Origin of the sequence: Faecalicatena fissicatena (genome assembly GCF_016900595.1) — a bacterium.
GTDB classification, from domain to species: domain Bacteria; phylum Bacillota; class Clostridia; order Lachnospirales; family Lachnospiraceae; genus Claveliimonas; species Claveliimonas intestinigallinarum.
In genome coordinates this window covers 15,300-42,061 of the sequence record NZ_JACLYY010000016.1, presented here as the reverse complement: position 1 = coordinate 42,061, position 26,762 = coordinate 15,300, and the positions used below count along the sequence as shown (strand labels likewise).

Below are 26,762 nucleotides of genomic sequence, written 5' to 3'. Positions count from 1 at the left end.
GCGGATCATATGGATCAGATTTTTATATGGATACAAGGATTTTCATTTCTGCATGCGCACAAAATCTCTCCCGCCACAGGCACTGCCGCAGCCGGGACATGTTACGCCTATATGAACTTCATATATTATCTGCAGAAATTCTTCATCCTTTCACCCCTTCATCTTTTCTTTCCTGTCAAAAATAGCACAGCCTGCTCGGTCTGTCAACACCTGACTACGCTGCTGTTCCTGTAGACACTGAGGAGGATGCCGGCGTACAGACCGGTCACACAGAGATTGGATCCCCCCAGCGTGTAGAAGGGCATATAGGCCTCTGTCACAGGAAATAGTCCTATGTTCATACCAATATACCAGATGATCTGCAGGGAGAAAAACAGCGTTCCTGCAAGAGCCAGGAGAAAGCCAAGGCGGTTTCTCTGCCTGAAAACGATCCGGAAAAGAAAAGCCAGGAACAGTCCCGCCGGCAGCGTCAGCAAAACGGCCGGCACCGCTCCCAGGTACCGCAGAATGTACATCCAAAGGAAGGTGCTCCTGGCCTCAAACCGTGCCCACTCAAGCTGGGTTCCAGTCAGGTCTTCCCCCGCCCTGTCAGCGGCGGCCAGATCTTTCATATCCTCCCTCGCATCCTGATAATAGGATGTCTCGGAAAAGCTCTGCCAGGCCGCTGTCCGGTCCGCCCGGTAACCGTCCCGCTCCCCCAGCGCCCCGCTAGCCCAACTGGCTATGCAGACGAACAGAAGGGTGGCGGCCACGGCCGTTCCCAGGCGCATCAACAGGGGACGCACCTTCCCGCCGAACCAGCCCTTTGCGGTTCCCGCAATCAGCAGGATAACACCGATCAACGTAAATATACACGCCACAAAGCCGCTCCCACTGCTGAAGAGCCACCCGGCGGCGGAAACTGCCAGGCATATTCCGCTCTTTACAAGTCCCTTTTTCCCTTTCCTGCCACTCTGCCACACAACTCCCGCAAAGGCCAGAAGAACAAGAGAATTCCATAGCCATGGCGCACTCCAGACTCCGTTGATCCTAAACGGGTATGACATGCCAAAATCCGACACGGCCAGATACCTGCCAATCACATTCAGACCCACAGCTCCCAGCCAGAGACGAAAGGCGTGCTTTCCGATCACCGTATAATCCGCCAGGCACACTCCCAGCATCAGCACAAGTCCCAGGGCCAGATACCTGCCCTGTCTCCATATCTCCCCTGCCTTGTAGGCGGAGTCCGGCTGCTGGTAGGTCAGCCACTGCAGGAAGAGCCCGGCTGCGCTTAAAAGCAGAATGACTCCCAGCAGAAGCCAGTCCATCTTGGGCCTGTGAACCCGGTCCAGCTCTGTTCCCGTCTCCACCGGGTCTCCCATCTGCCGGACGGCCTCCTCCTCTGCCTCCGGTCCGGTCATACCGTCTGCCATGTAGGCCTGCTTCTGGTCCTCAATATGCCCCTGCAACTCCTCCAGGACCGCAGATCTGGCTCTTTTGCACCGGATCTGCTCCGCCACGATTTCCAGGTAGCTATGCATATTCATGGCATGCACCTCCCAGAACTTTCACCACGGCCCGGGAGTACTCCTTCCACTCCTCCTCCTTCTTCGCAAGCTGCTTTTTCCCTGTCTTTGTAAGCCCGTAGTACTTTCGGGTCTTTCCCCCGGCATCCTGCTCATAGGAAACCAGACAGCCCTTCTCCTCCAGCGTGTGCAGGAGGGGATACAGGGTCCCCGCCTTCAGCTCAAAGACGTTCTCTGATTTCTCCCGCAGCGTCTCGATCATCTCATAGCCGTACATGTCCTTCTCTTCCAGAAGCTTCATCACCAGCATGGCCGTACTCCCGGAGATCAGACTCTTCTCTACTGCCATAGTCGTCTCCTCCTCCCTTGCCCTGCCATTTGTCACGCAGGCAGGACTCATTATATAGATTTTCGATATATCGATTATCTATATAATATATCGGTCATCTATACATGTCAAGACGCCGGAGATATTTTCTCCTTTTTTCGATTTTTCTGTCTCCGCCGGGAAACTAAAGCCGGGCAATGATCTTCCCGTACAGCCTTGCAAAGTACAGCACGCCCCGCATGGGCATATTGGGATTGTAGGTGCTCTGATGCTCGTACAGGTTCAGGGTGCCGCTGACAAGGAAGGAAATGTCATTTTTCATGGAAAGATAGAGCACATTTCTTGTACTCCCGGTCAGCAGTGGGATATTCTGAGTCATCCACATTTACCATGTTTACTTTTTTCGTCGTGCACATAAAGATGTCACACCTCCATTATAGACATAAAAACAACGGACTGCAACCTTTTCACCTGTCTGCAGACTTCAGAAAAAGGAATTTCATGTGGCGGAACCCGCCCCGGACAAACGCCGGATGATAGTAAATAAGAATGGCTGCCAGGCAGCCTCAGAGAAATGACCTTCTCTGTGAGTGGTTTACATTATACACGTGATTATGATTACTGGCAAGGCGAAATAGTGCACAAAATATGAGCGATATCTTTGTGAGATTTTTTTCTTGTTATATACAGGGCATACAAATATAATGGGAGAAAATCAGACATGACAAATGACAGGAGGGTAAATCTATGCAGCTGCTTTTTAAACAGAGGCTTTTTTCATGGTTTGACAGCTATGACATCTATGACGAGGCAGGGAATACGGTCTATGTGGTACAGGGACAGCTTTCCTGGGGCCACTGTCTGAAGATTTTCGACTCCTCGGGCTGTGAGATGGGCACAGTAAAGGAGCAGGTGTTCTCCCTGCTGCCCAGGTTCGAGCTGTACAGGGGAGACACCTGTGTCGGCTGTATCAGCAAGGAGCTTTCCTTCCTGAAGCCAAGATACAACATCGATTGCAACGGCTGGCATGTGGAGGGAGATTTCCTCGAATGGGATTACAGTATCATGGACGGGACAGGTGCCCGCATCGCCCGGATTTCTAAACAGCTCCTCAACCTGACAGACACCTATGTGATAGATGTGGATGATCCCGGGGACGCCCTGTGCGCCCTCATGCTGACTCTGGCTATCGATGCGGAGAAATGCTCCCGAAATTAGCGCTCCTCCCCGTACCGTATCTCCATGAGCACCAGTCCCTGGGGCGGCGCTGTCACGCCGGCCTCGGTGCGCACTCTGGCCTCCAGTATCTCTCTCACCTTCTCCGGCTCGTAAAAGCCCCGCCCTACCCGGATCAGAGTGCCGGCGATGATGCGGACCATGTTGTAGAGAAATCCGTTGCCTGTGACCCGAATGACAATCTCTCTGGCCCCCGCCTCTCTGTAGGAGAAAGCGCCTTCCGTGCAGGGCAACTCCTCCACCTCCAGGCTGTGGATACAGCGCACCGTATCCTCCGTGTTGGTGCGGATACAGCAGAAGCTGGCAAAGTCGTGCTCGCCTACAAGGAAGGCGGCCCCCTCCCTCATCTTCTCCACATCCAGGGGCACGTACACAAAGGTGCTGGTGCGCTTTTTCATGGGGTTGGCTGTCCTGGCGTTGTAAATGTGGTACTCGTAGGTCTTGGTGATGTGGTCCTGGTATCTGGGATGCCAGGAAAGCGGCACCTCCTCGGACTTTACGATCACGATATCCTCCGGCAGCTTCTGGTTCAGGGCAAGCGCCATCCTCTCCGGGGGAATAGTGCTCTCTGTGTCAAAGACCGCCACATTTCCCAGGGCGTGGACACCGGAGTCGGTGCGGCTGGCCCCGATGACCCGGATGTCCTCCTTTGTGAGCGCGCTGAGCTTTTTATTGAGAATCTCCTCAATGGTGATCCCGTTGGGCTGGATCTGCCAGCCGCAGTAGTTGGTGCCATCGTAGGCAACTGTCAGCTTTATCCGTCTCAAGTCTCTTTTCCTCTCTAAACTATGCTGGGGCAATCACACATAACCCGGAAAATCCATCCCCCAAAAACCATCCCGGAACATTCATTCTAGAAGATCCATATGTGGAAGGGCACGTATCTTCCGATAACAAACACAGCCACCACATAGATCACCATGACAAGGTAGGCCATCCGGTCCCTGCTCCTGTACCGCAGGGGCTTCATCTTCGTGCGGCCCTCTCCGCCCCGGTAGCACCGGGCTTCCATAGCCATGGCCAGGTCGTTGGCCCGCCGAAAGGCGGACACAAAGAGGGGCACAAGGATAGGGATCATATTTTTCACTCTCTGGATGATGTTCCCGCTCTCCAAGTCCGCTCCCCTTGCGATCTGTGCCTTCATAATCTTGTCCGTCTCCTCCAGGAGGATGGGGATGAACCGGAGGGCAATAGACATCATCATCGCCACCTCGTGAACCGGCACGTGTATCTTATTGAGGGGATGCAGAAGGCTCTCAATGCCGTCTGTCAGGGCATTGGGAGTGGTGGTAAAGGTCATAAGAGAGGAGCCTGCGATCAGGTAGATCAGACGGATCGCCATGAACACAGCTGTCCGCAGTCCCTCCTCCGTGATGGTAATGATCCAGGCGTGGAACAGGGTCTCTCCCCCCCTTGTGAGGAAGAGATTAAAGATCACAGTGATCATCAGCAGCATGATGATGGGCTTCATCCCCTTCATGATATAGGAAAAGGGCACCTTTGACATGCGTATGATGGCGGCCAGGAACAAAGTGGCCACCAGGTACCCGGGGATACTGTTAAACAGAAACAGGGAAATCAGGTAGAGAAGGGTTCCCACCAGCTTCACCCTGGGATCCAGCCGGTGCAGGACGCTCTGGGCCGGATAATATTGTCCTATTGTAATATCTCGTATCATCTATCCTATCCCCCGCCTTTTCTTTACTGCCTCCATGATCTCGTCCGCAGCCTCCTCCACTGTGGTGGCCGTCACCCCCACATCGAACCCGGCCTCCCTTATATCGTGCATGATATAGGTGACCTGGGGCGCCGCAAGGCCTATTTTCTCCAGCTCCTGGTAGTGGGAAAATACCTGCTTCGGAGTATCGTTGTACAGGATCTGCCCCTTATTCATGACAATGATCCGGTCCGCGTATTTCGCGATATCCTCCATGCTGTGGGACACCAGGATAACTGTCATGTCGCTCTGCCTGTGAAGATAGGCGATCTGGTCCAGGATCTCATCCCGCCCCTTCGGGTCCAGGCCGGCCGTTGGCTCGTCCAGCACAAGGACGCCGGGGCGCATGGCCAGGACGCCGGCGATGGCCGCCCTTCTCTTCTGTCCGCCGGACAGCTCAAAGGGCGAGGATTTCCAGTACTTCTCCTTCAGCCCTACAAGCCGCAGGGCCTGGGCCGCCCTCTGCTCACACTCCTTGGGGGAGAGGCCCTGATTCTTCGGGCCAAAGCACACATCTGTCAGCACGTCCACCTCAAAGAGCTGATGCTCCGGGTACTGGAAGACCAGGCCCACCTGGCCGCGGAGCTTTTTCATGTCATAGCCTTCCCCGTAAATATTTTCCCCGTTGTACCAGACCGTCCCGCTGGTGGCCCGTATGAGGCCGTTCAGGTGCTGGGTCAGGGTGGATTTCCCGGAGCCGGTGTGGCCGATGATGCCCACGAACTCGCCGTGGGGTATCTCCAGGCAGATGTCTGACAGCGCCTTCTTCTCGTAGGCCGTGCCCGGGCTGTATATATAGTTTACATGTTCTAATTTAATCGACATAGCGCTTCCACCAGCTCTTCCTTTTTCAGTATTCCGGCCGGAATATCCAGCCCCCGCTTCTTCAGTTCATCCGCCAGCATGGTCACCTGGGGCACATCCAGGCGGTAGGATTTCAGGGTGTCCACCTGGGAGAAAATTTCCCGGGGCGTCCCCTGCATGACAATGTGGCCGTGATCCATGACAAAGATCCGGTCCGCGTAGATTACTTCCTCCATGTAGTGGGTGATGAGGATGACCGTCACATGCTTCCTGTGGCGCAGCTCCCGCACAGTCTTCAGGACTTCCTTCCTGCCGCTTGGATCCAGCATGGCAGTGGGCTCGTCCAGGACAATGCACTTGGGCTCCATGGCGATGACGCCGGCAATAGCCACCCGCTGCTTCTGGCCTCCCGAGAGCTTGTTGGGGGAGTGGTGCCGGTACTCGATCATGCCCACCGCCTTCAGGCTGTCCTCCACCCGCTTCCAGATCTCATCCGTGGGGACGCCCAGGTTCTCCGGTCCAAAGCCCACATCCTCCTCCACCACGGTGCCGATGATCTGGTTATCCGGGTTCTGGAACACCATGCCCGCGCTCTGGCGCACGTTCCAGAGGTTCTCCGGGCGCTTCGTGTCCATGCCGTCCACCCACATGGTCCCGCCGGTGGGGACAAGGATGGCGTTCATATGCTTGGCCAGGGTGGACTTGCCGGAGCCATTGTGGCCCAGTATGGCGATAAACTGTCCCTCCTCGATCCCAAGGTCCACCTGGTCGATGGCCCGGGAGGTGCCGATGACATCTCCCTCCTCGTCTCTCTTTTCATATTCAAATACAAGCTTCTCTGTCTGGATCATTTCCTTTTTCATGTACGCTCTTCATTCTCCCATAAAAATAAGACACAGCATTTACATACTGTGTCTTATTTTACGTGATTATGCGCTATTTTGCAAGGTTTGCCGTCTTCCTTTTCATTTCCGCGGGCTCTTCTGTCATCTGCCGACCGTGACATTTCTCCTGAATTCTATGTAGGTCATAGCAAAATAGATCAGGTACACGGCGGTAAAGAGGAGAACGGACAGGCCGAAATAGGACCAGGCCGGAGCCGTCACGCCGGAGTAGCGGGCGAAATTTTCCCCGATATACCCGGCGAACATAGCCCCCAGTGCCAGGGCTGCCAGGAAGGGACACAGATAGTAGATGAAGAGTTGCCGCAGGATCAGACCCGACAGCTCCCGATCCCCCAGTCCCAGCTTCCGCAGGATGTCGTACCGTCTCCTGTGCTTCGCCGCGTCCGAGAGCTGCTGCACAGCCAGCACGGTCAGAGCTACACACAGGTAGACAAGACCAATATAGAAGAGTGGAAACATGAAGGTAGAGAGCAGGAACTGCATGTCAAAGGTCTCCGGCTCCCGGACAAGCACAAAGCTGTTAGACACGTACATGATATCTGACCCGTAGCCGTAGTCCTCTGTCGTCTCCTCCCAGCCGTACCAGTCATCCGTCCCTGCCGCGGCCCCCTCCAGCTCCATGAGAGCCGCCCGCAGCTCTCTCATGGAGCGCAGGTTCTCTTTATCTCCCTCCTGCCGCCCCTGTGCCTGAGCGGCAAAAAGGGCGTAGTAGGGCTGCATCCGGTCCGCCGCCGCATCCGGCACCACCAGCACGTAATCCGCGCCGTTGTGGCCGTTCTGCTCAAAGCCCCCTGTCTCTATGCCGGCGCATGTGTAGTCCTGTCTCTCCCCGCCGGGGCCGGAGAGCGAAAGGGGCTTCTCCGTCATGGGCTCTACGTTCTCCCGGAGCCGCTCCTTTGTCTGCACCAGGTACTCTCCATCCCCCAGAGACACCGGCTCCCTTCCCAGCATAGCCCGGAGGGCATTGTAGTCGCTCAGCTTCATGTAGGTATCATAGTGGAAATAGGCCCCGTCCGCTCCCGTCTCCTGGCTCTCCAGCCAGTCATTCCATCGGGACGACCCGTTCTCGTAGATCTGGTAAACGCGGCTGGACTCCACCGATGCGTACTCCTCTGTCAGCTGCTCCTCCTGCCGGAAATCATACCCTGGATCCGGGCTGTAGACCATCACATCAAAGGGCCACTTTTCCTCTGCCTGGGTGAGCTGGAACTGGTTCAGCATGAGGGCGCAGGAGGCCCCCACAAAGGCGGCGGCAAAGAGGATGGTGAGAGTCCCCATGGTAAACCGCATGGTCCGCACCTTGGAGGCCAGCTGGCGCAGCACGAAAATGCGCTCATGGCGCCATAGCCCCGCTCCTCCTGCCCGGATGTATTTTACAAGGAAGCCGGACAGGCCGGCGAACAGGCCGTACACAGCCGCCGACAGGCCGGCCAGCAGAGGCCACACGGTCTCCATGGTGATCCGTCCGTCAAGAAGGAGAAAAGCAAAGATGAGAAAATAGACAAGGGAGCCCGCAAAGATCCACCAGGAGCGGTCCCCTCCCTGACCTGCCTCCTCGCCCCTTCTCTCCTCGTCCAGCATGTCCCGGATGTCCATCCTCCGGAACCGCCTGTGGTTCCGCAGAAGGGCCAGCACATAGGAGCCAAAATAGATTCCCCCGGTAAGGGCAAAGGTCTCCCAGCCCCAGTCCATGGAGAGGTCATAGCTTATGTCCAGCATACCGTAGATCGCGGTCAGCATGACCTGCTGCAGGAAGAGTCCCGGCAGGATGCCGGCTGCGAAGGCGATTACCCCGAGAAGGAGGTTTTCCCGCAGGAACAGCCTGGCGATCTGTCTCTTGTGAAAGCCCAGGAGCATGTAGATACCAAACTCCCGGCTCCGCTTCCCCGCCATGAATTTCACCATGTAGTGGATCAGCCAGATGACGATGAGCACCACAAAAAAGGTGGCCACTCCGATCATGGCTCCAAACAAGCCGGCCTCCGCCGACAGTCTCCGGACATTTTCCGAGAAAATCATGGAGTTGAAGGAGAACATGAGGGCGCTGATGAGGATCATGGTAAAGAGGTATATGGAATAATCCCGAAGAGACCGCTTCATGTTCCGAAACGCCAGCTTACCCAGCATCCGTCTCACCTCCTGTCAGGGAGAGGACGTCCAGTATCTCGCTCAGGAAATCCTTTCTCTTTTTCTCCCCTCTCCTCAGCTCGTGAAAGATCCGGCCGTCCTTTAAAAAGAGAATACGGCGGCACCAGCTGGCAGAGAAGGCGTCGTGGGTCACCATGAGGATGGTCACCGCCATCTCCCGGTTCATCTTCTCCAGCGTCTCCAGAAGGATGCGGGAGGATCGGGAGTCCAGCGCCCCGGTGGGCTCGTCGGCAAAGACGATAGCCGGATGGTTGATGAGGGCTCTGGCGCAGGCGCACCGCTGCTTCTGTCCCCCGGACACCTGGAAGGGAAATTTATCCTTCAGCTCCAGGATCCCGAGCCTGCCCATAATGTCCTCCGTCCGCTGCTGTATCTCCTTTTTCCCCTTGCCGGTGAGGGACAGGGCCAGGGAAATATTTTCCCCCAGGGTGAGGGTGTCCAGCAGATTGAAGTCCTGGAACACAAAGCCCAGATTGTTCTTCCTGAAATCCGCCTTCTGCTCCTCCTTAAGGGCTGTAATATCCTCCCTGCCGTACCAGATGTGTCCGCTGGTCACCCGGTCGATGGTGGCCATCACATTCAAAAGAGTGGTTTTTCCGGAGCCGGATGCCCCCATGATGCCCACGAACTCGCCCCTGTCCACCTGGAAGGAAAGCCGGTCCAGGGCCTTGGTCAGATTGTCCTTTGTCCCATAGTATTTTTCAATGTCTTCCACACGGATCAGTTCCCGCATAAACAGTTCTCTCCTTTCCCGCTGTCTTGTATGTCTGTCAGTATAACAGGCGGGAGAGTCCTCTGCCCGCATGAAAGACTTCACTAATCTTACAATCTTGAAAGACTTCGGCCGGCCGCCCCGCTCCCCTTACTCATCTCTGGTAAAGAGGCTGCCCCCGTCGGGGAAGAGGAGAGTGATCCGCGTGCAGGATCCCCTCTCCGACCAGGCCTCTATCTCCATCCCCAGCTGGCGGCACAGCTTTTTGCACAGGTAGAGGCCGATGCCTGTGGCGCCTCCCCTGTCCCGGCCGTTTGTGCCGGTAAATCCCTTGTCGAAGACCCGGTCCACCTCCTCCGGAGGGATGCCGATCCCTCTGTCCTCCACGGTGAGGCTCTGTCCATGGGGCAGGCTCTCCCCGCGGATGAGGATGAGCCCGCTCCCCTCCTTCTTATACTGAACCGCGTTCATGAGAAGCTGCACCAGGATAAACTCCAGCCATTTGCCGTCGCAGTAGACGGACATGTCCTCAGGCGCCTCCGTCCGGATCTCCATATGGTTGTCCATAAGGTAGTACCGGCACCTGTCCACTGCCCCGTACACGCAGGGGAGCAGCTTTATACGGCGGATGACATAGTCCCGGTATACCCCGTCCGACCTGGCGTAGAAGAGGGCCCTATCCACTGCTGCCGACAGAAGCTCCGCCTCCCGCTGGATGCGCCGTCCGTCTATGGGCGGCGCAGCTATGGGCGACGCAGCCATGGGCGCAGGGGAGCCATCCGCCCCGCCTGCCGTGGCCGCCAGCGTGATGGCCGAAAGAGGCCTCTTCGCCTCGTGGATCCATCCCTCGATAAACTCTCTGTACTCCCTGTGCTCCCTCTCCAGGTGGCGGGCCTCATCCACCAGGGACTTCCCGGCTCTTCGGAGGATTTCCCGGTGGAGCCGGTCTGTGAGCCTTGGGGAGTCCGGCAGCAGCTCCCCGATGAGCCAGGGCTGATCCAGTCGCTCCAGGGCTGCGAACACCTGGTCAAAATATCTCTTTTTCCTGTAAAAGTCCATCCCAAGAAAGGCGGCCAGCAGAAAGCTCCAGGCAGCAAAAAACAGGGCCATCTGCCCTGCCTTCACCTTGCACGCCCAGAAAAAGCCTGCCGCCGCCATCATACACAGGATCTGGAATAAAAGGAACTGCATTTTATCTTTCAGATAGTCGTTCAAACACATAATTCATACCCCTGTCCTCTCCTCGTGCGGATCAGCTCTGCGGCTCCGATGTCCTTGAGCTTTTCCCTGATCCGGGCTATATTCACACTGAGAGTGTTGTCATCTATATAAATGTGGTCGTCCCAGAGCCCGTCCAGCAGTTCCTGCCTGGACACGATCCGGCCGCTGTGGAGGAAGAGAAGGTACAGGATCCGAAGCTCCGTTCTTGTCAGAAGCGCCGTTCCCCGGGCCGTGACTGTGGCGTCCAGAATGTTCAGGGTGCAGCCCCCTGCGGTCAGAGTGTGGAGCTCCTCCTTTTTCCCGGACCGCAGCAGGACGGCCCGGATGCGGGCCATCACCACAGGGACGCAGCAGGGCTTTGTGATGTAGTCGTCCGCCCCGCTGGTAAGCCCGGTCAGCTCGTCCATGGAGGAGCCCCTCCCCGTGATGAAGATCACCGGGATATCGCTCCTGCTGCGGATCTGCCTGCAGGCGGCCAGGCCGTCCCCGCCGGGGAGCTGGATGTCCAGAAGGATCAGATCCGGCGCAAACCGTTCTGCCTCCTGGGCAAGCTGTCCAAAGTCCTCCGCCAGGAATACCTGGTAGCCCTCCCGTTCCAGGGCATACTGAAGCTCCTCCCTCTGTCCCTCATCGTCCTCCGCCAGGAAGATCCTCCCCGCTGGTCTCTCTAATGTGCTCTCCATTGTCTGTCCCACAAAAACACTCCCCGCTGTCTTCCCTTACGCCTTCTTTGGCTCCGGGTAATCCTCTCCCATTGTGTCCACTGTCACCTTCTTCATCCGCTGTGTCTCCAGGGGCCTGTCGCTGTAGTCAGTGGCCGTCTCGGCAATCTTGTTCACAATGTCCATGCCCTCGATGATCTTTCCAAAGGCCGCGTAAGCCCCGTCCAGATGGGGAGAGGTCTTGTGCATGATAAAGAACTGGCTGCCTGCTGAGTCCGGGTGCATGGCCCTTGCCATGGAGAGGACTCCCTCCGTGTGCTTCAGGTCATTGGCGAAGCCGTTCTGGCTGAATTCGCCCTTGATCGTGTAGCCCGGGCCGCCCATGCCTGTCCCGTCCGGACAGCCGCCCTGGATCATAAAGCCGCTGATGACCCGGTGGAAGATAAGGCCGTCGTAGAAGCCCTTGTTCACCAGGGAAATAAAGTTGTTCACTGTGTTGGGCGCGATCTCCGGGTAGAGCTCCGCCTTCATAATGTCTCCGTTTTCCATCTCAAATGTAACGATTGGGTTTGCCATGTTTATTTACCTCCTGAATTGTTTATTATTTTAGGAAATCGCTGTATGATTTTATAAGTGTCCTTGTCGCGCTTCACAACATAATATGTATTTTTTATAAAATCACCTTTATTTTTTAAAAACCTGCCTATGGCATCCATCACATACTCATAGCTTTTATTTGTGACCTGAAATCCTCTGAGCCAGATCAGTCCATAATGAAGTGTCAGAGATGACCTTGGCGGGATAAAAACTATAAAATCTTTTCCATTTAATGTGATCAATGCTCTCTGTTCCCTCAAAGCCAATTGAAAAACATCTTCATCCTTTTTCCCCGGATCAAACCTGTCAAGCACATGAATAACATCGTGCCCATATTTTTCCAGAACGGAGACAGACTTCCGGGTAATGTTCTCATCTAATAGTACTTTCATTCCAATCCTTCCTGATAAGGAGTATCCAAAATCTCAATTGCATATTCCATGGCCGCTACTATATCTTCTTCCTCAAGGCCATACTCCCTGCAGATTTCCTGCAGTGTCATTTCATCCTTCATACATGCCAGAATAAGGCTGACCGGTATTCTTGTATTCTTCACCAACGGCATACCGCTCAATTTTTTCTCATCTACCTCTATCCGGTCAAATTCTTTGGCCACTTTTCTAAAATACTGGTCTATCTCCTGATAGCTTCCATTTCCATTTTTCAGAAATACAATACTTTTTTTCATAGTTTTATTATATTCCTGATAATCTGCACTTAATCCGGATTGAAATTCGTTTCTGCTTCTATATGTATATATATGCCGGGGCAGTGTGCTGCAATAGGCCTTCCCATCATCTCTTAACAAAAGTTCTGTCATTTTATCAGCCCTTTCCGCCTTTTAAACAGCGTCTATCTTTTCCTTAAGTTCCGCCAGATTGTTTATAAGCTCTCCGAGATCTCTTCTGGAAATTTCAAATGCCCACGACACATCCTCATCATCTTTTTCTGTCACCAGTTTTATGATCGCAGAATTTGCGTCTGTCTTTTTCGGATCTTCCTCATTTCTGTAAGAAATGATCTGACTTTCAAGAAGCTTGAAACAATTGATCTTGCTGTTTCTTTTTATATAGAGATGATCTTTTAAGTCACTTTCCTGTTCATAGATTTTCTTGGCTGTTTCAAGGTCACAGTCCGGAATTCCCTTTAGTTCTTTCTCTTCCGCCAGATCCACAACTATTTTAATAATTGAAAATGCATAATCAATAAAATCCTTCTCCCTTAATTCCGGAACAGCATCTTTTCTTTTTGGATCGATCCCTATAGAAAAACCTGTTGTATTCCAAATGATCTTCAAAAGCCCGCTGCTGTAGGCACGGAGAAGTGTATCGCTGTAGACACTGTTTTTATCCATAAGTCTCCCACCTCTTTTCTGTAAATATGTCTTCTTCTGCTTGTTTAGAAATTATATCACAAGCATTTCCCCTGCGCAATAATCACCCCTCTCGTATTTCCTTACAGCACTCCGACAAAACTATCCTTCACCTTTTAAATATAAATTTTTTTAATATTAAAGATACAAATTATGAAATTGACTTTGCTTTCCTCTAATGATACGATTTTTCTATAGTAGTAAGTTTACAAAACATTTTGCAATTCAGTTTGGAGGAAGAGCTATGGAGTACAAGACAGCGAAACGTATGGAAAGCCTGCCTTTTTCCGAGATCCGTGCGGTGATGGAGAAAGCCACGAAAATGCAGCAGGCAGGAGAAAATGTCATTCATCTGGAGATCGGACGTCCGGATTTTGACACCCCGGAAAAGATCAAGGAGGCCGCCTATGAAAGCCTGAAGGAGGGACATGTATTTTACACCTCCAACTACGGAATACCGGCCCTGAGAAAAGAGATCGCCAAGTGGGAGACCGAGCATCACGACGTGCAGTATGAGGCCGATGAGGTTCTGGTGACAGTGGGTGTCGGAGAAGCCACCTACGCTTCCATGGCAGCCTTCCTGGAGGACGGCGATGAAGTCCTTGTCCCCAATCCGGTATGGCTGAACTACATCCACGTTCCCTCCTCCCTGGGAGCTGTCCCTGTGACATACAGCCTGAAGGAGGAGAACAACTACCAGATCGACATGGAGGAGCTGGAGTCCAAGATCACAGACAGGACAAAGATGATCGTCATCGTCAACCCCAGCAACCCCACAGGTGGGGTTCTCTCCAGAGAGACTCTGGAAAAGCTCAGCCAGATCGCCATCAAGAACGACCTTCTTGTCGTGGCGGACGAGATTTACAGCCAGCTCGTATACGATGACACAAAACACGTCAGCATTGCCTCCCTTCCCGGCATGAAGGAGAGAACCATCACACTGGGCGGCTTTTCCAAGGCCTATTCCATGACCGGCTGGCGTCTCGGATACATGTGTGCTCCCAAAGGCATTATCGCCGCCTGCGTCAGAGTACACCAGTACACCATCACCTGCGCTTCCTCCTTTGTACAGGATGCAGCCATCACTGCTCTGCGGGACTGCGCAGACGATGTGGAGGCTATGCGGCAGGAGTATCAGAGACGGAAGGACTACGCAGTGAAAGCCCTCAACGAGATCGACGGCATCAGCTGCAACAATCCCCAGGGCGCGTTCTACATCTTTGTGAATGTCAAGAGCCTGGGCATGCCTTCCATGGAGGTGGCCGAGTACTTCCTGGAGGAGGCCAAGGTGGCCATGGTTCCCGGATCCGCTTTCGGCTCCGAGGGAGAAGGCTATCTGAGACTGTCCTACTCCTGCAGCTACGAGGATCTTCAGGAGGCAATCCGCAGGATTAAGGACGCTGTTGAAAAACTGAAAAAATAAAGCAACAAAAGGAAAGAGGTTAGAAACATGGCAGTAGGATGCAGAATTAAGAGAAACTTTGAGAGACCGGCCAAGGAACTGGTGGAAGCCTTCCGCGGAATTCCGGTAGCCAACATTGACGACCAGTGCGGCAGGATTGCTGCGGTAGACGCAAGCATTTATCCCTTAAATCCCAAGGCTCGCCTTCTGGGAACCGCCTTCACCGTAAACGCGCCGGCAGGAGACAATCTCCTGTTCCACAAGGCACTTGATATGGCTCAGCCGGGGGATGTCATCGTCCTGGCAAACAAGGGCAGCATGAGCCGCTCCTTATGCGGAGAGATCATGAGCAGCTACGCGAAATCCAGAGGTCTGGCGGGTATCATCATCGATGGATGCGTGCGCGACAGCTACGCTCTCAGCCAGATGGATTTCCCGGTATACGCAAAAGGCGTAACCCCCAACGGGCCATACAAGAACGGTCCCGGAGAAATGAATTTCCCCGTGTCCTTCGCAGGCATCATCATCAATCCCGGCGATATCATCGTCGGTGACTCCGACGGACTGATCGCCATCCGGCCTGAGTTCGCCAAAGAGCTGGCTGAGAAGGCAAAAGCCTACCACGCAGGCGAGGAGAAACAGCTGGAGGGTATCCACACCCGCGGCGAGTGGCCCCGTCCATGGGTTGACGAGACACTGGAAAAGGTTGGCTTTGAGTTTGTAGACTAGTTCACAGACCAGGAGATCCATTGAGATACATCCAGATCAAAAGGACCGCTGTGCGGTCCTTTTTTACTGCCTGTCTTTCGTTTTTTCATCCAGGGAGTACAGCACCAGTCCCCCTTTCTTCTCGTAGCCTGTATCCCACATTTCTTCAAAATCCAGCTCCGACGCCTCCCCGTAGGTGGCTGCTGTCACATAAAAACGCCCTCCTCTCTCCTCATAGCCGGTGAGGAGGAACCAGTGCCAGGTAAAGTCCCCGAACTGCTTTCTGTCCCTGTGATAGAGGAGAAGGCAGGGCACCGGCAGCCCCTGGCCGATTTCCCTTCTCACCGCCTCTTTGGCCTCCTCCACGTCCTTCTCCCCGTGGAGGGGCTCCATGACAAGGGCCTTTCCGTCTTCATTTCCCAGATCTCTGAGATAAGCCTGAAATCCCTCTATATAGGTCTCCAGCCGGTCGATTCCTCCCGCTCTTGGCTTCAGGTAGGGCTTCATCTTCATGCTGAAGTCCTTGTAGTCCTGCTTTGTGAGATGGCGCACATCCCCCGGGTAAAGACCTGTCATCCCTCTTCGCAGGGCCAGGTAAATGCAGGTATCGCAGGCTGTGGCCGCCCCGCAGCCGCCAATGTGCATGACGATATTGGTGAACCAGTCCTGGTTCCCGCCGTAGGCCCCCTCGATCTCAAAATAATCCAGATGTCTTTCCATAGCCGGTCTTCCCTTCATCTTTTCTATAAAATTCTTTCGAAATTCTTCATAATTTCCTGCTCTTTATCTTTATATCTTTCTCCTATACTGGAGACAACAAAAAGAAACACTGTTTTTTCTGAGTTTTGAGGAGGGGATTTTTATGAGAGCTGCCATAGGTCGCATGGAAAATATACTGGTCACACACAAGCCCGGACTGTCTTACCAGACGGACTACTCTGCGTCCTCCCTGATCCTCATGTTCTTTACCTTTTCCTTTGCAGGCTGGCTCTGGGAGGTAGGCCTCCACCTGGTGGTGGACGGCATGTTCTTCAACAGGGGCTTCATGACCGGCCCCTGGCTCCCCATCTATGGGACAGGAGGCGTGCTCATCCTCGTGCTTCTGAAAAGATGGCGGAGCCGCCCTCTCCTGTCCTTTGGCCTGATCCTGCTTTTGTGCGGCACGGTGGAGTACTTCGCCGGCCTCTTCCTGGAAACCCTGTTCGGGGTCCGCTGGTGGAACTACAGCGGCATGCTCTTCCAGATACAGGGCCGGGTATGCCTGGAGGGACTGCTCCTCTTCGGCGCAGGAGGCCTCTTCATCATCTACATCGCCGCCCCTGTGCTGGATAGCCGTTTCCAGCGCCTGTCAGAGCTTCAGAAGAACGTGCTCTGCGGCGCCCTTCTTCTCATTTTCCTTCTGGATCTGGCCTGCTCCTTTCTCTCCCCCAACATGGGCTTTGGCATCACTTCACTGTGATCTGTCCCAGGATCTCTCCTATGGGAGCGGATATGGTAAGCTCAGCACCCACCTCCCTGGCCGTGGCGCTCTTGTTGATGACCACCAGATGCCTGCCGTGAAAATAGTCGATAAAGCTGGCCGCCGGGTAGACTACCAGGGATGTACCGCCTATGATGAGGGTGTCCGCCTCGCTGATGGCCTGGATGCTTCTCTGGATTGTCACCGCGTCCAGGCTCTCCTCATAGAGGACCACGTCCGGCTTGATGACGCCTCCGCACTCGCACCTGGGAATGCCAGGAGCCGCCTTTACGTAGGCCGCATCGTAGAACCGGCCGCACTTCTGGCAATAATTTCTGTGAATGCTGCCGTGGAGCTCATACACCTTCCTGCTTCCCGCCTTCTGGTGGAGTCCGTCAATATTCTGGGTGATAACCGCCGTCAGGCGCCCCGCCTCCTCCAGCTGGGCCAGCTTTCTGTGGGCCGGATTGGGCTCCGCGTCCAGACACATCATCTTCTCCTTGTAAAAGTCATAGAACACATCCGGGTGGGCCTTAAAGAAGCTGTGGCTCACCACCTGCTCCGGCGCGTACTTGTAGTGCTGGTGGTAGATGCCGTCCGCGCTCCGGAAGTCCGGTATCCCGCTCTCCGTGGAGACGCCCGCCCCTCCAAAAAAAACAATCCTCTCACTGTCATCTATGATCTCCTGCAGCTTTCTTACTTCCTCCTCGTACATGCGATCACCGCCTCCGCTTAAAACTGAAATAGGTTTAATCCAATCTCCTCGCTGTATTTTCTGTCCACATTCCCCGGAATGACTGTTATGACCATCTCGCAGGTGGCGCTGACCCGCGCCCGGTTCAGATGGCCTCCGAAGACCTGCCCCTTCTCATCGCCTGCGCTCATGTGCAGGTGGGCGTAAAACTCTCCGTCCATAGTGTTGATAGTCCCTGTCAGGGACACGATCTCAAAAGCCCCCTCAAACTCGTTGGCCAGGTATTTCTTCTCGTCTGTTTTGAACACGCCGACTGTAAACTGGCTGATAGCCCCCAGGGCCTGGACGGACGCCAGCTTGATGTTCTCCTTCAGGGCGATCTCCTTCACCTTGTCCAGGATCTCCTCCCCCTTGTCAATTCTTGCGATAATGGTATTTTCAAATCTTCTGTATTCCATGATACTGCCTCCTTTACTTCTTTTAGTGTACCACTTTTCGGCCTAAATGGATAAATCAGATTTTGTTTTGCCGACCTTTTTGCAGTATGCGACCAACAGCTTCCAGCAGCCACGCCCTGCAAGGCAGAGGAATACACCTACTACAAGCGCTATCACAAATTCTGCAATAGGATTTAATTCCATCATCCCCGTAAATATTCCCATATTTTCCACATAGGGCAATCCGAGATGCCAAATGTAATCCACAAGTTTCACAGCCATCAAAACCGGACTTGCAATACCGCAAAGGATAAATACCGGAGCCATGATCGCAAGACACGGAATAACAAACATCCCGGTAAGTCCTACTCCGCTGTAAAACGCGCAGACCATCAGCAGCCTGTTCCAGCTAAACCCGCTTTCTTTGGAAAGCAAATCGCCAAGATATGCTTTTGCGAGATCCTTCGGGCTTCCTAATCTGCTCAATATCTGTTCTGTCGTAAGATTGTCGCCTTCCATTTCCAGGATAGAGCTTTTTATCTCTTTTACAATATCCACTCTCTCAGAAGTTGGAAGCGGCTTTAAGCTTTTATCAACAGTATCCAAGTATTTTTCAAATGTAGTATCCATCATTTTATTCTCCTTTCAGATCTGACATGACATTTAACAAATTTTGCCATTCCTTATTCATTGCCTCCAGATATTCCTGCCCTTCCGCCGTCAAAGAATAGTATTTGCGTGGCGGCAGTCCCTCTGCCGACTCCTGCCATATAGATTGAAGATAGTTTTCTTTCTGCAATCGCCTCAGCAAAGGATATACCGTACTTTCTGTTGAAGAAATGATAGGATATTTGCTTAATTCCTGCAAAATCTCATATCCATAATATACTTTTTTATTCAGCATGAGCAGAATACAGTACTCTAGCGTCCCCCTCACTATCTGCGATTTCCATTTGTCCAAATTCATCCTGTTCACCTCACTACTGTTTCATTTGCATATACATCGTACTACGCAGTATATGCATTGTCAATAGTATATTTTCAAAAATAATACCTTTTAAAAAGCAGTACTATTATACTGCTTCCCCGATAAAAAAAGAAGAGTACCTCTCCTGGCACTCTTCCCTCTGTTTTCGTCTCTAAATTTTACTGTCCCGTCTCTCCGCTGTACCCTCTGAAGAACTCCTCCAGTCCCTCCAGGGTCTTCACAAGGACAGGAATTTCGTCCTCGGAGAGCTTACTTATGATGGCCTGGGTCATCTGGCGATGGTAGTCCTCGTGGTGATGGTAGGCCTTGACACCCTTCTCCGTCAGCCTGACATAGACCACACGCCGGTCCTTCTCGCTGCGGCGGCGCTCCACGTAGGCTTTGTTCACAAGGCTGTTCACGGCTGTCGTCAGAGAGCCCACGGTGATATTCAGCTTCCTGGCAATGGAGGACATGTTGTTCCCCTCTCCCAGGCCGATGGCCTCTATGACGTGCATATCATTGTTTGTCAGATCCTTGAAATCCTCTGTGATAATGGCCTTCTCCTCCAGCTCCCATAACTCGTGGAACAGACCTACGAGAATATCGTTAATGGCCCTGTATGCATCTTCCATGAACATTTTCCTTTCTATGATCCTATAAAAAGTGACTGGATCACTTCTCTGACTGTCTCAATCCTGTCCGCCTTCCAGGCACCTGCCCCGCAGAAGAGAAGGGCGTTCTCCACATCTCCCTTTGCCGCACTGACAAGGGCGTCTGTAATGCAGTAGGGAATTTCGGCGGGATTGCAGGTGTGGAGGCATCTGTGACAGGGGCTGTGGGGAATTTTCTCTCCGCCCATGACCCGCTCCATAAACCGGTTCCGGATGGCCCTCCCCGGCATGCCCACCGGGCTTTTTACAATCACAATGTCCTCTTTTCCCGCCCGGATGTAGGCTTCCTTGTACCGGATGTCCGCATCGCACTCCTCTGTGGTGACAAACCGGCTGGCCACCTGAATGGCGTCCGCCCCCAGATCGAAGGCTTTGCGGGCCCTCTCCCGGTTGTCAATGCCGCCGGCCAGGGCCACCGGGATCCTTGTCTCATACTTTTCCTCAAAGGAGAGAACCGTCTTAAAGATGGCCCGTATCTCCTCCTCGTAGGCAGGGGAAATCTCCTCCGATGCCGCCTGGCCCGGCTCCACAAACTGATCCAGCTGCTCCCTGGTAAAGCCCAGATGTCCTCCCGCGAGAGGCCCCTCCACCACGAGAAGATCCGGCATCCTCTTGTACTTTTTATCCCAGTACCGGAGAACCACACGGGCCGCCTTCTCCGTGGAGACAATGGGAGCCAGAGCAGGCTCTGTCTCTCTTCCCGCCTCCCTGGCCGCCTCGGCCGCTGCCTTTGGCAGGTCCATGGGAAGCCCGGCTCCGGAGATGATGATGTCCGCTCCCGCCGCCACGGTAGCTTTCACGTACTCCTCATAGCACCGGCTGGCCACCATGATGTTAAAGCCGATTACTCCTTCAGGCGCAATGGCCCGGGCCCTGTCAAGCTCCTTTTTCACGGCCCGCAGGTTGGCTCCCAGGGAGTCCCTGTCAAAATCCGGCTCCCGGAAGCCAATCTGAGCGGTGGAGATAATGCCCACGCCGCCCTCTCTGGCCACTGCGCCAGCCAGGCCGCCCAGGCTGATCCCCACTCCCATGCCGCCCTGTATCAGTGGCAGCCTGGCTTCTCTCTCGCCCAGTTTCAATGGTTTTATTTCCATACAGCACTCCTACATCCGGCGGAAACGCTCATACCGCCTCTGGGTCAGCTCCTCGGCTGACATGCTTTCATATTTCTCCAGGAACTCATCTATGCTCTCTGAAATCCGGTTTGTCACTTCCTCCAGATTCAGCACAGTGTAGTGGGACGGCTCGGGGAACACCTTCTCCACGATGCCCGCCCTGTAGAGGTCATGGGCTGTCAGCTTCATGACACCTGCCGCCTCCTTCGCCTTCGTGCTGTCCTTCCAGAGGATACTGGCAAAGCCCTCCGGCGAGAGGATGGAGTAGATGGAATTCTCCAGCATCCACACCTCGTCCGCCGTTGCCATAGCCAGGGCGCCGCCGCTGCCGCCCTCCCCGATAATGATGGAGAGCACCGGCACCCGCAGGCCGGACATTTCATAGATGTTTCTGGCAATGGCCTCGCCCTGCCCTCTCTCCTCGGCCTCCAGGCCGCAGAAGGCTCCCGGCGTGTCCACAAAGCAGATGACCGGCCGGCCGAACTTCTCCGCCTGCTTCATAAGACGGAGAGCCTTGCGGTATCCGTCCGGCGAGGGCATACCGAAGTTGCGCTCTATATTCTCCTTTGTGGTCGTTCCCTTGGCCTGCGCAATGACTGTCACAGGCTGACCGTGAAACCTGGCTATGCCTCCGATAATGGCCTTGTCATCCGCAAAATATCTATCCCCGTGGAACTCCATAAAGTCTGTAAACAGAGTCTGGATATAATCAGAGCCAACCGGGCGGTCCTTCATGCGGGAGATCTGGACTCTGTCCCATGCGGAAAGTTCGTCCTCCTCTTCCCCTGCCGCTGTCTCCGCCTCAGGCCGCTCAGGCTGCATGTCTCTCTTTTCTCTCCTGGGGGCGCCTGTCTTCTGATGCATCTGAAGAATTTCGGAGAGGACTGTCTTCATCTCCTCCCTCTCCACGATGCGGTCAATGAAGCCGTGCTCCAGCAGGAACTCGGATCTCTGGAAGCCCTTTGGCAGCTTCTGGCCGATGGTCTGCTCGATGACTCTGGGGCCGGCAAAGCCGATGAGGGCCTTGGGCTCCGCCAGGATCACGTCTCCCAGCATGGCAAAGCTGGCCGTCACGCCCCCGGTGGTAGGATCTGTCAGAACAGAAATGTAGAGAAGTCCCGCGTCGCTGTGGCGCTTGATGGCTGCAGAGGTCTTGGCCATCTGCATGAGGGAGGTGATGCCCTCCTGCATCCTGGCTCCTCCGGAACAGGCAAAGAGGATGACCGGAAGGCGCTCCTTTGTAGCCCGCTCCACAGCCCTTGCGATCTTCTCGCCCACGGCCTCCCCCATACTTGACATGAGGAAACGCCCGTCGCAGACGCCGATCACAGTCTCCAGGCCATTGATCTCGGCCTTTCCTGTCACAATCGCCTCTTTCAGCTTCGTCTTCTCCTGCACAGCCGCCAGCTTCTCCGGATAGCCCTTATAGTCCATGGGGTTGGCGCCCACAAGATCCTTGTCCCACTCCTCAAAGGTCCCGTCGTCGGCGATCATCTCAATACGCCGGTAGGCGTGCACGCGGAAATAGCCGCCGCACTTGGGACAGATATAATAGCCGCGCTTCACATCCTCGGCGATGATGGCGCTGCCGCACTTGTTACACTTGCGCAGCAGTCCCTCCGGCACCTCAGGCCGCCTCTCCCGCAGGGAGATGTAGCCCTTTCTGGCAGAGCCGGATCTGGTCTTTTTAAACATGTTTTCTAACTTCATTTTTACGCTTCTTTCCGGGCTTTCTCAAGCTCTTCGATGAATTCGATGTCTATGTTTCCGGCGATGTAGTCCGGGTTGTTCAGTATCTCGTACTGGTAGTCCACGTTGGTGTCAATCCCCTCGATGATGACCTCGCCGAGGGCGCTCCTCATCTTGCGGATGGCCTCGTCCCTGTTCTTGGCCCACACGATCAGCTTGGCGATCATGGAGTCATAGTAGGGGGGAATGGTGTACCCGCTGTAGATGGCGGAGTCGATGCGGATGCCCTTGCCTCCCGGCAGGTACATGTCCGTGATGGTACCCGGGGAGGGGCGGAAGCCCTTTTCCGGGTTCTCTGCGTTGATCCTGCACTCGATGGCGTGGCCGCTGAGCTTCACATCCTCCTGCCTGTAGGAGAGCTCTCTTCCGGAGGCGATGCGGATCTGCTCCTTGATGAGGTCGATCCCTGTCACCCACTCGGTCACCGGGTGCTCCACCTGGATCCGGGTGTTCATCTCCATGAAATAGAAATTGCCGTTCTTCTCAAGGAGGAACTCGATGGTGCCGGCATTGACATAGCCCGCCGCCTTGGCTGCCCTGACAGCGGCCTCCCCCATCTTCTGCCTCAGCTCATCGGAGATGGCGTCGCAGGGGGACTCCTCGATCATCTTCTGGTGATTTCTCTGGATGGAGCAGTCCCTCTCTCCCAAGTGGATGACGTGTCCGTAATTGTCCGCCAGGATCTGGAACTCGATGTGTCGGGGATGCTGTACAAAATGCTCGATGTACATGGTGTCGTCCCCAAAGGCCATCTGAGTCTCCTTCTGGGCTGTCTGGAAGCTGCTCTCGAACTCCTCCGGCGTATTCGCCACGCGCATACCCTTTCCGCCGCCTCCCAGAGCCGCCTTCACGATAACCGGATAGCCGATCTCGTCTGCGATCCTGGCGCCCTCCTTCGCATCGTACACCGGCTCCTTGCTGCCCGGTATCACGGGGACACCGGCGGCCATCATGGTGTTTCTCGCCTCCTGCTTGTTTCCCAGGCGGGCGATGACGTCTGACCCGGGCCCGATAAAGGTGATGTTGCACTGCTCGCACAGCTCCGCGAACCGGCTGTTCTCAGAGAGGAAGCCAAATCCCGGATGGATGGCATCAGCGCCGGAAATGATGGTGGCGCTGATGATCCGGTCCATACTCAGATAGCTCTCCGTGGAGGGCGCAGGCCCGATACAGATTGCCTCATCCGCAAGCTGTGTGTGGAGGGCCTCCCTGTCGGCCTCCGAGTAGACGGCCACTGTCTCAATGCCCATCTCCCGGCAGGCCCGGATAATGCGGACCGCGATCTCGCCCCGGTTGGCGATCAGTACTTTCTTAATCATCTGGCTCATTTCTATCTATTCCTCCCGTCCGGTCTAGCCTACCATAAAGGTCAGCTCCGCGCTGACTACCACCTTGCCGTCCACACTGGCAACTGCCTCACCAATTCCCATAGGCCCCTTGGCCTTGATGATCCTTGTCTCCAGCTTTACCTTGTCTCCCGGCACGATCTTCCCTTTAAATTTACATTTGTTGATGCCTCCGAAGTAGGCGATCTTTCCTTTGTTTTCCTCCTTGCTCAGGATAGCCACAGCCCCTACCTGGGCCAGTGCCTCCACAGTGAGCACACCGGGCATCACCGGTTCCTGGGGAAAATGTCCCTTGAAGAAATCCTCTCTGTATGTAACGCATTTATAGCCAACCGCAAACTGTCCCGGCTCATAGTCCTCGATATAATCCACAAGGAGGAAGGGATGGCGGTGGGGAATGATCTCTTTGATCTGATTGATATCCAAATGGTTCATGCTCTTTGTCTCCTTCCTATGAAAGGCGGAACAGAGGCTGTCCGTACTCTACGGCCTGGCCGTTTTCCACGTAGATCTCCTCCACTGTCCCGTCAAAGTCGCTCTCGATCTCATTCATCAGCTTCATGGCCTCCACAATGGCCATAACCTGCCCCTTCTTCACCGTGTCTCCCACAGACACATAGGGATCCGCGTCCTCAGCAGGAGCCGCATAGAAGGTTCCCACCAGGGGGCTCTTCACGATCTTGCCAGAGGGCTCTGTGGCCGTCTCCTCCGATGCCGCCTGTGCCGGCGCAGACCCGGGAGCTGCCGCCGAAGCCGCTGCAGGGGCCGCTACCTGGACGGCCGGAGCTGCCACGGCGCCCGCCGCGAAGGCCGCGGGGCTGTCCGCTGTCTGCACAGCTGTGACGATGGTCTCTTTTTCCTTTGTGAGATGGAGCTTGACGCCCTTCTCCTCATATTTCAGCCCGGTCAGCTCTGAGTCAGAGACTGCCTGGATCAGTTTTAACAGGTTCTCAAATTCCATGATCTCGCACCTCTTTTTATTCTTCGTATTTCTTGATCAGCAGTGTCGCGTTGTGCCCGCCAAATCCGAGGGAGTTGGTCATGGCGTAGTGGATCTCCTTCTCCACCGGCGCTCCCACCGCATAGTTCAGGTCGCAGTCCTCGTCCGTCTCCACGGTTCCCATGGTCTGGTGGATAAAGCCTTCCTCCACGGATTTCACCAGGGTGATGAACTCCACGCCGCCGGCTGCCCCCAGAAGGTGGCCGATCATGGATTTTGTGGAGTTGATGAGCACGTCCTTGGCCGCGTCGCCAAAGGCCTTCTTGATAGCCCTTGTCTCAAAGAGGTCATTGTGATGAGTGCTGGTGCCGTGGGCATTGATGTACTCTACCTGTGAAGGTGCAACCTCCGCCTCCTCCATGGCAAGCTCCATGGCCTTGGCTGCTCCTGCCCCGTCCTCTGCCGGGGATGTGATGTGGTAGGCGTCGCCTGTGGCGCCGTATCCAACAACCTCCGCGTAGATTTTCGCTCCTCTGGCCTTCGCGTGCTCCAGCTCCTCCAGAACAACCACGCCGGCTCCCTCGCCCATGACAAATCCGTCTCTGTCCTTGTCAAAGGGGCGGGACGCTGTGGCCGGGTCCGGGTTGGTGGAGAGGGCGGTGAGGGCGGTAAATCCGGCCACGCCTGTGGCGCAGATGGCGCTCTCTGTTCCCCCTGCCAGCATAATATCCGCATCACCATACTGAATAGCCCGGAAGGCGTCTCCGATACAGTGGGTTCCCGTTGCGCAGGCTGTCACCACGTTGGTGCACTTGCCCCGGAAGCCCAGCTGGATAGACACATTTCCGGCTGCCATGTTTGAGATCATAAGGGGCACCATCAGGGGATTGACCTTGTTAGGGCCCTTTGTCTTGATCTTCTCGTAGCTGGACTCCACCTGCTGCAGGCTTCCGATCCCGGAGCCGATGATGACGCCGGCGCGGAAGGAGTCCTCCTTCTCAATGTCAAGCCCCGCGTCGTCGTAGGCCTCTTTTGCGGCTGCCACAGCATACTGGGAGAAGGCCTCCATTCTCCTGGCTGCCTTGAAATCCATCCTGTCCTTTGCCACAAAGTCCTTCACCTCTGCGGCCAGCTTGACCTTATAGTCTGTCGTGTCAAACTTGGTGATGGGCGCGATGCCCACCTTTCCCGCCTTTACTCCTGCCCAGAACTCGGGGGCTGTATTTCCCAGGGGAGTCACCGCTCCAAGTCCTGTCACAACTACTCTTCTCTTCATCATATCGCCATTCCTCCGTCTACCTGGATCACCTGTCCTGTAATATAGCCTGCGTCGTCAGAAGCCAGAAAGGCCGCCGTCTTCGCGATGTCCTCCGGCTTTCCGAATCTTCCGAGAGGGATCTGGGCCACAGACGCCTCCTTCACTGCATCAGAGAGGACCGCCGTCATCTCTGTCTCAATAAATCCGGGAGCAATGGCGTTCACCGTGATGCCCCTGGATGCCAGCTCTCTTGCCACCGCCTTGGTCAGGCCGATGACACCGGCCTTGGAGGAGGCATAATTGGCCTGTCCCGCGTTGCCGGCAATGCCCACGACAGAGGACATGTTGATGATGCGCCCGCTCCTCTGCTTCAGCATCTGTCTGGACGCGAAGCGGATGGTATTGAAGGTTCCCTTCAGGTTTGTCTCGATGACTTTATCAAAATCCTCCTCAGACATCTTCATCAGAAGTCCGTCCCTTGTAATGCCCGCATTGTTGACAAGGATATCCAGTCTTCCGTAGGCCTTGATGACGTCCTGGATGAACTCCTGGCACTTCTCAAAATCAGACACATTGCACTGGTACACCTCAGCCTTTCCGCCGGCTGCCTCGATCTCCTTCTTTACTTCCTCCGCTCGGTCCTTTGAACCGTTGTAGTTGACTACCACGAAAGCTCCCCGGGATGCCAGCTCCAGAGCGATGGCTCTTCCGATGCCCCGGGATGCCCCTGTTACTACTGCAATCTTTCCATCTAACATTTTCTCGTACAGGGCGGATCACGCCCCTGCCTCCTTCTTGCTCTT

Annotated in this window: 32 protein-coding genes; 4 read left to right on the top strand and 28 right to left on the bottom strand. The window is 54.8% G+C overall.

Annotated features, from left to right (window positions below; all coding sequences use genetic code 11):
* Nucleotides 1-203: 203 nt before the first annotated feature.
* The 3 genes from H7U36_RS13635 to H7U36_RS13625 form a co-directional block, all read right to left on the bottom strand.
* Nucleotides 204-1,529 carry a permease prefix domain 1-containing protein gene (locus tag H7U36_RS13635; RefSeq protein ID WP_138303851.1) on the bottom strand — a complete coding sequence of 442 codons (1,326 nt, stop codon included), beginning with the start codon at nt 1,527-1,529 and terminating at the stop codon, nt 204-206.
* Nucleotides 1,516-1,857, bottom strand: coding sequence for a PadR family transcriptional regulator (locus tag H7U36_RS13630; protein WP_138303853.1), 342 nt, complete (start codon nt 1,855-1,857; stop codon nt 1,516-1,518). The genes H7U36_RS13635 and H7U36_RS13630 overlap by 14 nt, the downstream gene beginning before the upstream one ends.
* Nucleotides 1,858-2,020: 163 nt before the next feature.
* Nucleotides 2,021-2,215, bottom strand: a complete 195-nt coding sequence (locus tag H7U36_RS13625) for a hypothetical protein (protein WP_191493843.1) — start codon at nt 2,213-2,215, stop codon at nt 2,021-2,023.
* Between the two features lie 368 nt (nt 2,216-2,583).
* Between H7U36_RS13625 and H7U36_RS13620 the strand changes: the two genes are divergently transcribed.
* A complete protein-coding gene (locus H7U36_RS13620; protein WP_138303857.1) occupies nt 2,584-3,054 on the top strand; it encodes an LURP-one-related/scramblase family protein in 471 nt (156 codons plus the stop codon).
* Here H7U36_RS13620 and truA read toward each other — a convergent pair.
* From truA to H7U36_RS13560, 12 genes are all read right to left on the bottom strand, one after another.
* Nucleotides 3,051-3,839, bottom strand: coding sequence for a tRNA pseudouridine(38-40) synthase TruA (gene truA / locus H7U36_RS13615; protein ID WP_138303859.1), 789 nt, complete (start codon nt 3,837-3,839; stop codon nt 3,051-3,053). The two genes, H7U36_RS13620 and truA, sit on opposite strands and share 4 nt — an antisense overlap.
* Before the next feature lie 86 nt (nt 3,840-3,925).
* Nucleotides 3,926-4,750, bottom strand: a complete 825-nt coding sequence (locus H7U36_RS13610) for an energy-coupling factor transporter transmembrane component T family protein (protein WP_138303860.1) — start codon at nt 4,748-4,750, stop codon at nt 3,926-3,928.
* A complete protein-coding gene (locus H7U36_RS13605; protein ID WP_138303863.1) occupies nt 4,751-5,614 on the bottom strand; it encodes an energy-coupling factor transporter ATPase in 864 nt (287 codons plus the stop codon).
* Nucleotides 5,599-6,444, bottom strand: a complete 846-nt coding sequence (locus H7U36_RS13600) for an energy-coupling factor transporter ATPase (RefSeq protein ID WP_408610364.1) — start codon at nt 6,442-6,444, stop codon at nt 5,599-5,601. Before H7U36_RS13600 ends, H7U36_RS13605 begins: the two co-directional genes overlap by 16 nt.
* Nucleotides 6,445-6,579: 135 nt before the next feature.
* Nucleotides 6,580-8,625 (bottom strand): ABC transporter permease, encoded by a 2,046-nt coding sequence (locus H7U36_RS13595; protein WP_191493915.1) that lies wholly within the window; start codon nt 8,623-8,625, stop codon nt 6,580-6,582.
* Nucleotides 8,615-9,379, bottom strand: coding sequence for an ABC transporter ATP-binding protein (locus tag H7U36_RS13590; RefSeq protein ID WP_205148202.1), 765 nt, complete (start codon nt 9,377-9,379; stop codon nt 8,615-8,617). The genes H7U36_RS13595 and H7U36_RS13590 overlap by 11 nt, the downstream gene beginning before the upstream one ends.
* Nucleotides 9,380-9,508: 129 nt before the next feature.
* Nucleotides 9,509-10,573 (bottom strand): sensor histidine kinase, encoded by a 1,065-nt coding sequence (locus tag H7U36_RS13585; RefSeq protein ID WP_205156336.1) that lies wholly within the window; start codon nt 10,571-10,573, stop codon nt 9,509-9,511.
* The gene (locus H7U36_RS13580) at nt 10,570-11,262 is read right to left on the bottom strand and encodes a response regulator transcription factor (protein ID WP_205156335.1); all 693 of its coding nucleotides are present in this window, start codon (nt 11,260-11,262) and stop codon (nt 10,570-10,572) included. The genes H7U36_RS13585 and H7U36_RS13580 overlap by 4 nt, the downstream gene beginning before the upstream one ends.
* A gap of 36 nt (nt 11,263-11,298) precedes the next feature.
* Nucleotides 11,299-11,817, bottom strand: a complete 519-nt coding sequence (locus H7U36_RS13575; RefSeq protein WP_191493912.1) for a peptidylprolyl isomerase — start codon at nt 11,815-11,817, stop codon at nt 11,299-11,301.
* Between the two features lie 2 nt (nt 11,818-11,819).
* Nucleotides 11,820-12,230, bottom strand: coding sequence for a DUF5615 family PIN-like protein (locus tag H7U36_RS13570; RefSeq protein ID WP_205156334.1), 411 nt, complete (start codon nt 12,228-12,230; stop codon nt 11,820-11,822).
* Nucleotides 12,227-12,658, bottom strand: a complete 432-nt coding sequence (locus H7U36_RS13565; RefSeq protein WP_205156333.1) for a DUF433 domain-containing protein — start codon at nt 12,656-12,658, stop codon at nt 12,227-12,229. The genes H7U36_RS13570 and H7U36_RS13565 overlap by 4 nt, the downstream gene beginning before the upstream one ends.
* A 21-nt stretch (nt 12,659-12,679) precedes the next feature.
* A complete protein-coding gene (locus H7U36_RS13560) occupies nt 12,680-13,192 on the bottom strand; it encodes a hypothetical protein (protein WP_205156332.1) in 513 nt (170 codons plus the stop codon).
* Between the two features lie 262 nt (nt 13,193-13,454).
* Here H7U36_RS13560 and H7U36_RS13555 point away from each other — a divergent pair, with 262 nt between their 5' ends.
* Nucleotides 13,455-14,633, top strand: coding sequence for a pyridoxal phosphate-dependent aminotransferase (locus H7U36_RS13555; RefSeq protein ID WP_205148204.1), 1,179 nt, complete (start codon nt 13,455-13,457; stop codon nt 14,631-14,633).
* 27 nt (nt 14,634-14,660) lie between these two features.
* The gene (locus tag H7U36_RS13550) at nt 14,661-15,341 is read left to right on the top strand and encodes an RraA family protein (protein ID WP_138303874.1); all 681 of its coding nucleotides are present in this window, start codon (nt 14,661-14,663) and stop codon (nt 15,339-15,341) included.
* Between the two features lie 63 nt (nt 15,342-15,404).
* Here the strand turns inward: H7U36_RS13550 and H7U36_RS13545 are convergent, their stop codons facing one another.
* A complete protein-coding gene (locus H7U36_RS13545; protein ID WP_191493712.1) occupies nt 15,405-16,040 on the bottom strand; it encodes a cysteine peptidase family C39 domain-containing protein in 636 nt (211 codons plus the stop codon).
* A 142-nt stretch (nt 16,041-16,182) separates the two neighbouring features.
* Between H7U36_RS13545 and H7U36_RS13540 the strand changes: the two genes are divergently transcribed.
* Nucleotides 16,183-16,779 (top strand): putative ABC transporter permease, encoded by a 597-nt coding sequence (locus tag H7U36_RS13540; RefSeq protein WP_191493713.1) that lies wholly within the window; start codon nt 16,183-16,185, stop codon nt 16,777-16,779.
* Here the strand turns inward: H7U36_RS13540 and H7U36_RS13535 are convergent.
* From H7U36_RS13535 to fabG, 12 genes are all read right to left on the bottom strand, one after another.
* Complete coding sequence (locus tag H7U36_RS13535; RefSeq protein WP_138303880.1) at nt 16,766-17,494, bottom strand: NAD-dependent protein deacylase; 729 nt, start codon at nt 17,492-17,494, stop codon at nt 16,766-16,768. The genes H7U36_RS13540 and H7U36_RS13535 overlap by 14 nt on opposite strands.
* A gap of 17 nt (nt 17,495-17,511) precedes the next feature.
* Nucleotides 17,512-17,931, bottom strand: coding sequence for a PPC domain-containing DNA-binding protein (locus H7U36_RS13530; protein WP_205156331.1), 420 nt, complete (start codon nt 17,929-17,931; stop codon nt 17,512-17,514).
* Nucleotides 17,932-17,973: 42 nt separating this feature from the next.
* Nucleotides 17,974-18,543, bottom strand: coding sequence for a DUF1700 domain-containing protein (locus H7U36_RS13525; protein ID WP_243127224.1), 570 nt, complete (start codon nt 18,541-18,543; stop codon nt 17,974-17,976).
* Nucleotide 18,544: 1 nt separating this feature from the next.
* The gene (locus tag H7U36_RS13520) at nt 18,545-18,814 is read right to left on the bottom strand and encodes a PadR family transcriptional regulator (protein WP_243426773.1); all 270 of its coding nucleotides are present in this window, start codon (nt 18,812-18,814) and stop codon (nt 18,545-18,547) included.
* Between the two features lie 242 nt (nt 18,815-19,056).
* Nucleotides 19,057-19,512: a MarR family winged helix-turn-helix transcriptional regulator gene (locus tag H7U36_RS13515; protein ID WP_138303886.1), complete on the bottom strand. Its 456-nt coding sequence runs from the start codon at nt 19,510-19,512 to the stop codon at nt 19,057-19,059.
* 14 nt (nt 19,513-19,526) lie between these two features.
* A complete protein-coding gene (locus tag H7U36_RS13510; RefSeq protein WP_138303888.1) occupies nt 19,527-20,645 on the bottom strand; it encodes an NAD(P)H-dependent flavin oxidoreductase in 1,119 nt (372 codons plus the stop codon).
* Between the two features lie 9 nt (nt 20,646-20,654).
* Nucleotides 20,655-22,376 (bottom strand): acetyl-CoA carboxylase carboxyltransferase subunit alpha, encoded by a 1,722-nt coding sequence (locus H7U36_RS13505; RefSeq protein WP_138303890.1) that lies wholly within the window; start codon nt 22,374-22,376, stop codon nt 20,655-20,657.
* Nucleotides 22,377-22,378: 2 nt separating this feature from the next.
* Nucleotides 22,379-23,734 (bottom strand): acetyl-CoA carboxylase biotin carboxylase subunit, encoded by a 1,356-nt coding sequence (locus H7U36_RS13500; RefSeq protein WP_138303945.1) that lies wholly within the window; start codon nt 23,732-23,734, stop codon nt 22,379-22,381.
* Between the two features lie 33 nt (nt 23,735-23,767).
* Nucleotides 23,768-24,196, bottom strand: a complete 429-nt coding sequence (fabZ, locus tag H7U36_RS13495) for a 3-hydroxyacyl-ACP dehydratase FabZ (protein WP_138303892.1) — start codon at nt 24,194-24,196, stop codon at nt 23,768-23,770.
* 16 nt (nt 24,197-24,212) lie between these two features.
* Entirely contained in the window at nt 24,213-24,722 is a 510-nt protein-coding gene (gene accB, locus H7U36_RS13490) for an acetyl-CoA carboxylase biotin carboxyl carrier protein (protein ID WP_191493715.1), read from the bottom strand.
* Between the two features lie 16 nt (nt 24,723-24,738).
* The gene (gene fabF / locus H7U36_RS13485; protein WP_191493718.1) at nt 24,739-25,977 is read right to left on the bottom strand and encodes a beta-ketoacyl-ACP synthase II; all 1,239 of its coding nucleotides are present in this window, start codon (nt 25,975-25,977) and stop codon (nt 24,739-24,741) included.
* Nucleotides 25,977-26,717 (bottom strand): 3-oxoacyl-[acyl-carrier-protein] reductase, encoded by a 741-nt coding sequence (fabG, locus tag H7U36_RS13480; RefSeq protein WP_205156330.1) that lies wholly within the window; start codon nt 26,715-26,717, stop codon nt 25,977-25,979. The genes fabF and fabG overlap by 1 nt, the downstream gene beginning before the upstream one ends.
* Between the last annotated feature and the right edge of the window lie 45 nt (nt 26,718-26,762).

What these genes read in the sequence shown, in the direction of transcription:
- H7U36_RS13635 (WP_138303851.1), bottom strand. Translation starts at nt 1,529, where the DNA reads ATGAATATGCATAGCTACCTGGAAATCGTGGCGGAGCAGATCCGGTGC.
- H7U36_RS13630 (WP_138303853.1), bottom strand. Translation starts at nt 1,857, where the DNA reads ATGGCAGTAGAGAAGAGTCTGATCTCCGGGAGTACGGCCATGCTGGTG.
- H7U36_RS13625 (WP_191493843.1), bottom strand. Translation starts at nt 2,215, where the DNA reads ATGACTCAGAATATCCCACTGCTGACCGGGAGTACAAGAAATGTGCTC.
- H7U36_RS13620 (WP_138303857.1), top strand. Translation starts at nt 2,584, where the DNA reads ATGCAGCTGCTTTTTAAACAGAGGCTTTTTTCATGGTTTGACAGCTAT.
- H7U36_RS13610 (WP_138303860.1), bottom strand. Translation starts at nt 4,750, where the DNA reads ATGATACGAGATATTACAATAGGACAATATTATCCGGCCCAGAGCGTC.
- H7U36_RS13605 (WP_138303863.1), bottom strand. Translation starts at nt 5,614, where the DNA reads ATGTCGATTAAATTAGAACATGTAAACTATATATACAGCCCGGGCACG.
- H7U36_RS13600 (WP_408610364.1), bottom strand. Translation starts at nt 6,444, where the DNA reads ATGATCCAGACAGAGAAGCTTGTATTTGAATATGAAAAGAGAGACGAG.
- H7U36_RS13595 (WP_191493915.1), bottom strand. Translation starts at nt 8,625, where the DNA reads ATGCTGGGTAAGCTGGCGTTTCGGAACATGAAGCGGTCTCTTCGGGAT.
- H7U36_RS13590 (WP_205148202.1), bottom strand. Translation starts at nt 9,379, where the DNA reads ATGCGGGAACTGATCCGTGTGGAAGACATTGAAAAATACTATGGGACA.
- H7U36_RS13580 (WP_205156335.1), bottom strand. Translation starts at nt 11,262, where the DNA reads ATGGAGAGCACATTAGAGAGACCAGCGGGGAGGATCTTCCTGGCGGAG.
- H7U36_RS13575 (WP_191493912.1), bottom strand. Translation starts at nt 11,817, where the DNA reads ATGGCAAACCCAATCGTTACATTTGAGATGGAAAACGGAGACATTATG.
- H7U36_RS13570 (WP_205156334.1), bottom strand. Translation starts at nt 12,230, where the DNA reads ATGAAAGTACTATTAGATGAGAACATTACCCGGAAGTCTGTCTCCGTT.
- H7U36_RS13565 (WP_205156333.1), bottom strand. Translation starts at nt 12,658, where the DNA reads ATGACAGAACTTTTGTTAAGAGATGATGGGAAGGCCTATTGCAGCACA.
- H7U36_RS13560 (WP_205156332.1), bottom strand. Translation starts at nt 13,192, where the DNA reads ATGGATAAAAACAGTGTCTACAGCGATACACTTCTCCGTGCCTACAGC.
- H7U36_RS13555 (WP_205148204.1), top strand. Translation starts at nt 13,455, where the DNA reads ATGGAGTACAAGACAGCGAAACGTATGGAAAGCCTGCCTTTTTCCGAG.
- H7U36_RS13550 (WP_138303874.1), top strand. Translation starts at nt 14,661, where the DNA reads ATGGCAGTAGGATGCAGAATTAAGAGAAACTTTGAGAGACCGGCCAAG.
- H7U36_RS13545 (WP_191493712.1), bottom strand. Translation starts at nt 16,040, where the DNA reads ATGGAAAGACATCTGGATTATTTTGAGATCGAGGGGGCCTACGGCGGG.
- H7U36_RS13540 (WP_191493713.1), top strand. Translation starts at nt 16,183, where the DNA reads ATGAGAGCTGCCATAGGTCGCATGGAAAATATACTGGTCACACACAAG.
- H7U36_RS13535 (WP_138303880.1), bottom strand. Translation starts at nt 17,494, where the DNA reads ATGTACGAGGAGGAAGTAAGAAAGCTGCAGGAGATCATAGATGACAGT.
- H7U36_RS13530 (WP_205156331.1), bottom strand. Translation starts at nt 17,931, where the DNA reads ATGGAATACAGAAGATTTGAAAATACCATTATCGCAAGAATTGACAAG.
- H7U36_RS13525 (WP_243127224.1), bottom strand. Translation starts at nt 18,543, where the DNA reads ATGATGGATACTACATTTGAAAAATACTTGGATACTGTTGATAAAAGC.
- H7U36_RS13520 (WP_243426773.1), bottom strand. Translation starts at nt 18,814, where the DNA reads ATGCTGAATAAAAAAGTATATTATGGATATGAGATTTTGCAGGAATTA.
- H7U36_RS13515 (WP_138303886.1), bottom strand. Translation starts at nt 19,512, where the DNA reads ATGGAAGATGCATACAGGGCCATTAACGATATTCTCGTAGGTCTGTTC.
- H7U36_RS13510 (WP_138303888.1), bottom strand. Translation starts at nt 20,645, where the DNA reads ATGGAAATAAAACCATTGAAACTGGGCGAGAGAGAAGCCAGGCTGCCA.
- H7U36_RS13505 (WP_138303890.1), bottom strand. Translation starts at nt 22,376, where the DNA reads ATGAAGTTAGAAAACATGTTTAAAAAGACCAGATCCGGCTCTGCCAGA.
- H7U36_RS13500 (WP_138303945.1), bottom strand. Translation starts at nt 23,734, where the DNA reads ATGATTAAGAAAGTACTGATCGCCAACCGGGGCGAGATCGCGGTCCGC.
- fabZ (WP_138303892.1), bottom strand. Translation starts at nt 24,196, where the DNA reads ATGAACCATTTGGATATCAATCAGATCAAAGAGATCATTCCCCACCGC.
- accB (WP_191493715.1), bottom strand. Translation starts at nt 24,722, where the DNA reads ATGGAATTTGAGAACCTGTTAAAACTGATCCAGGCAGTCTCTGACTCA.
- fabF (WP_191493718.1), bottom strand. Translation starts at nt 25,977, where the DNA reads ATGAAGAGAAGAGTAGTTGTGACAGGACTTGGAGCGGTGACTCCCCTG.
- fabG (WP_205156330.1), bottom strand. Translation starts at nt 26,717, where the DNA reads ATGTTAGATGGAAAGATTGCAGTAGTAACAGGGGCATCCCGGGGCATC.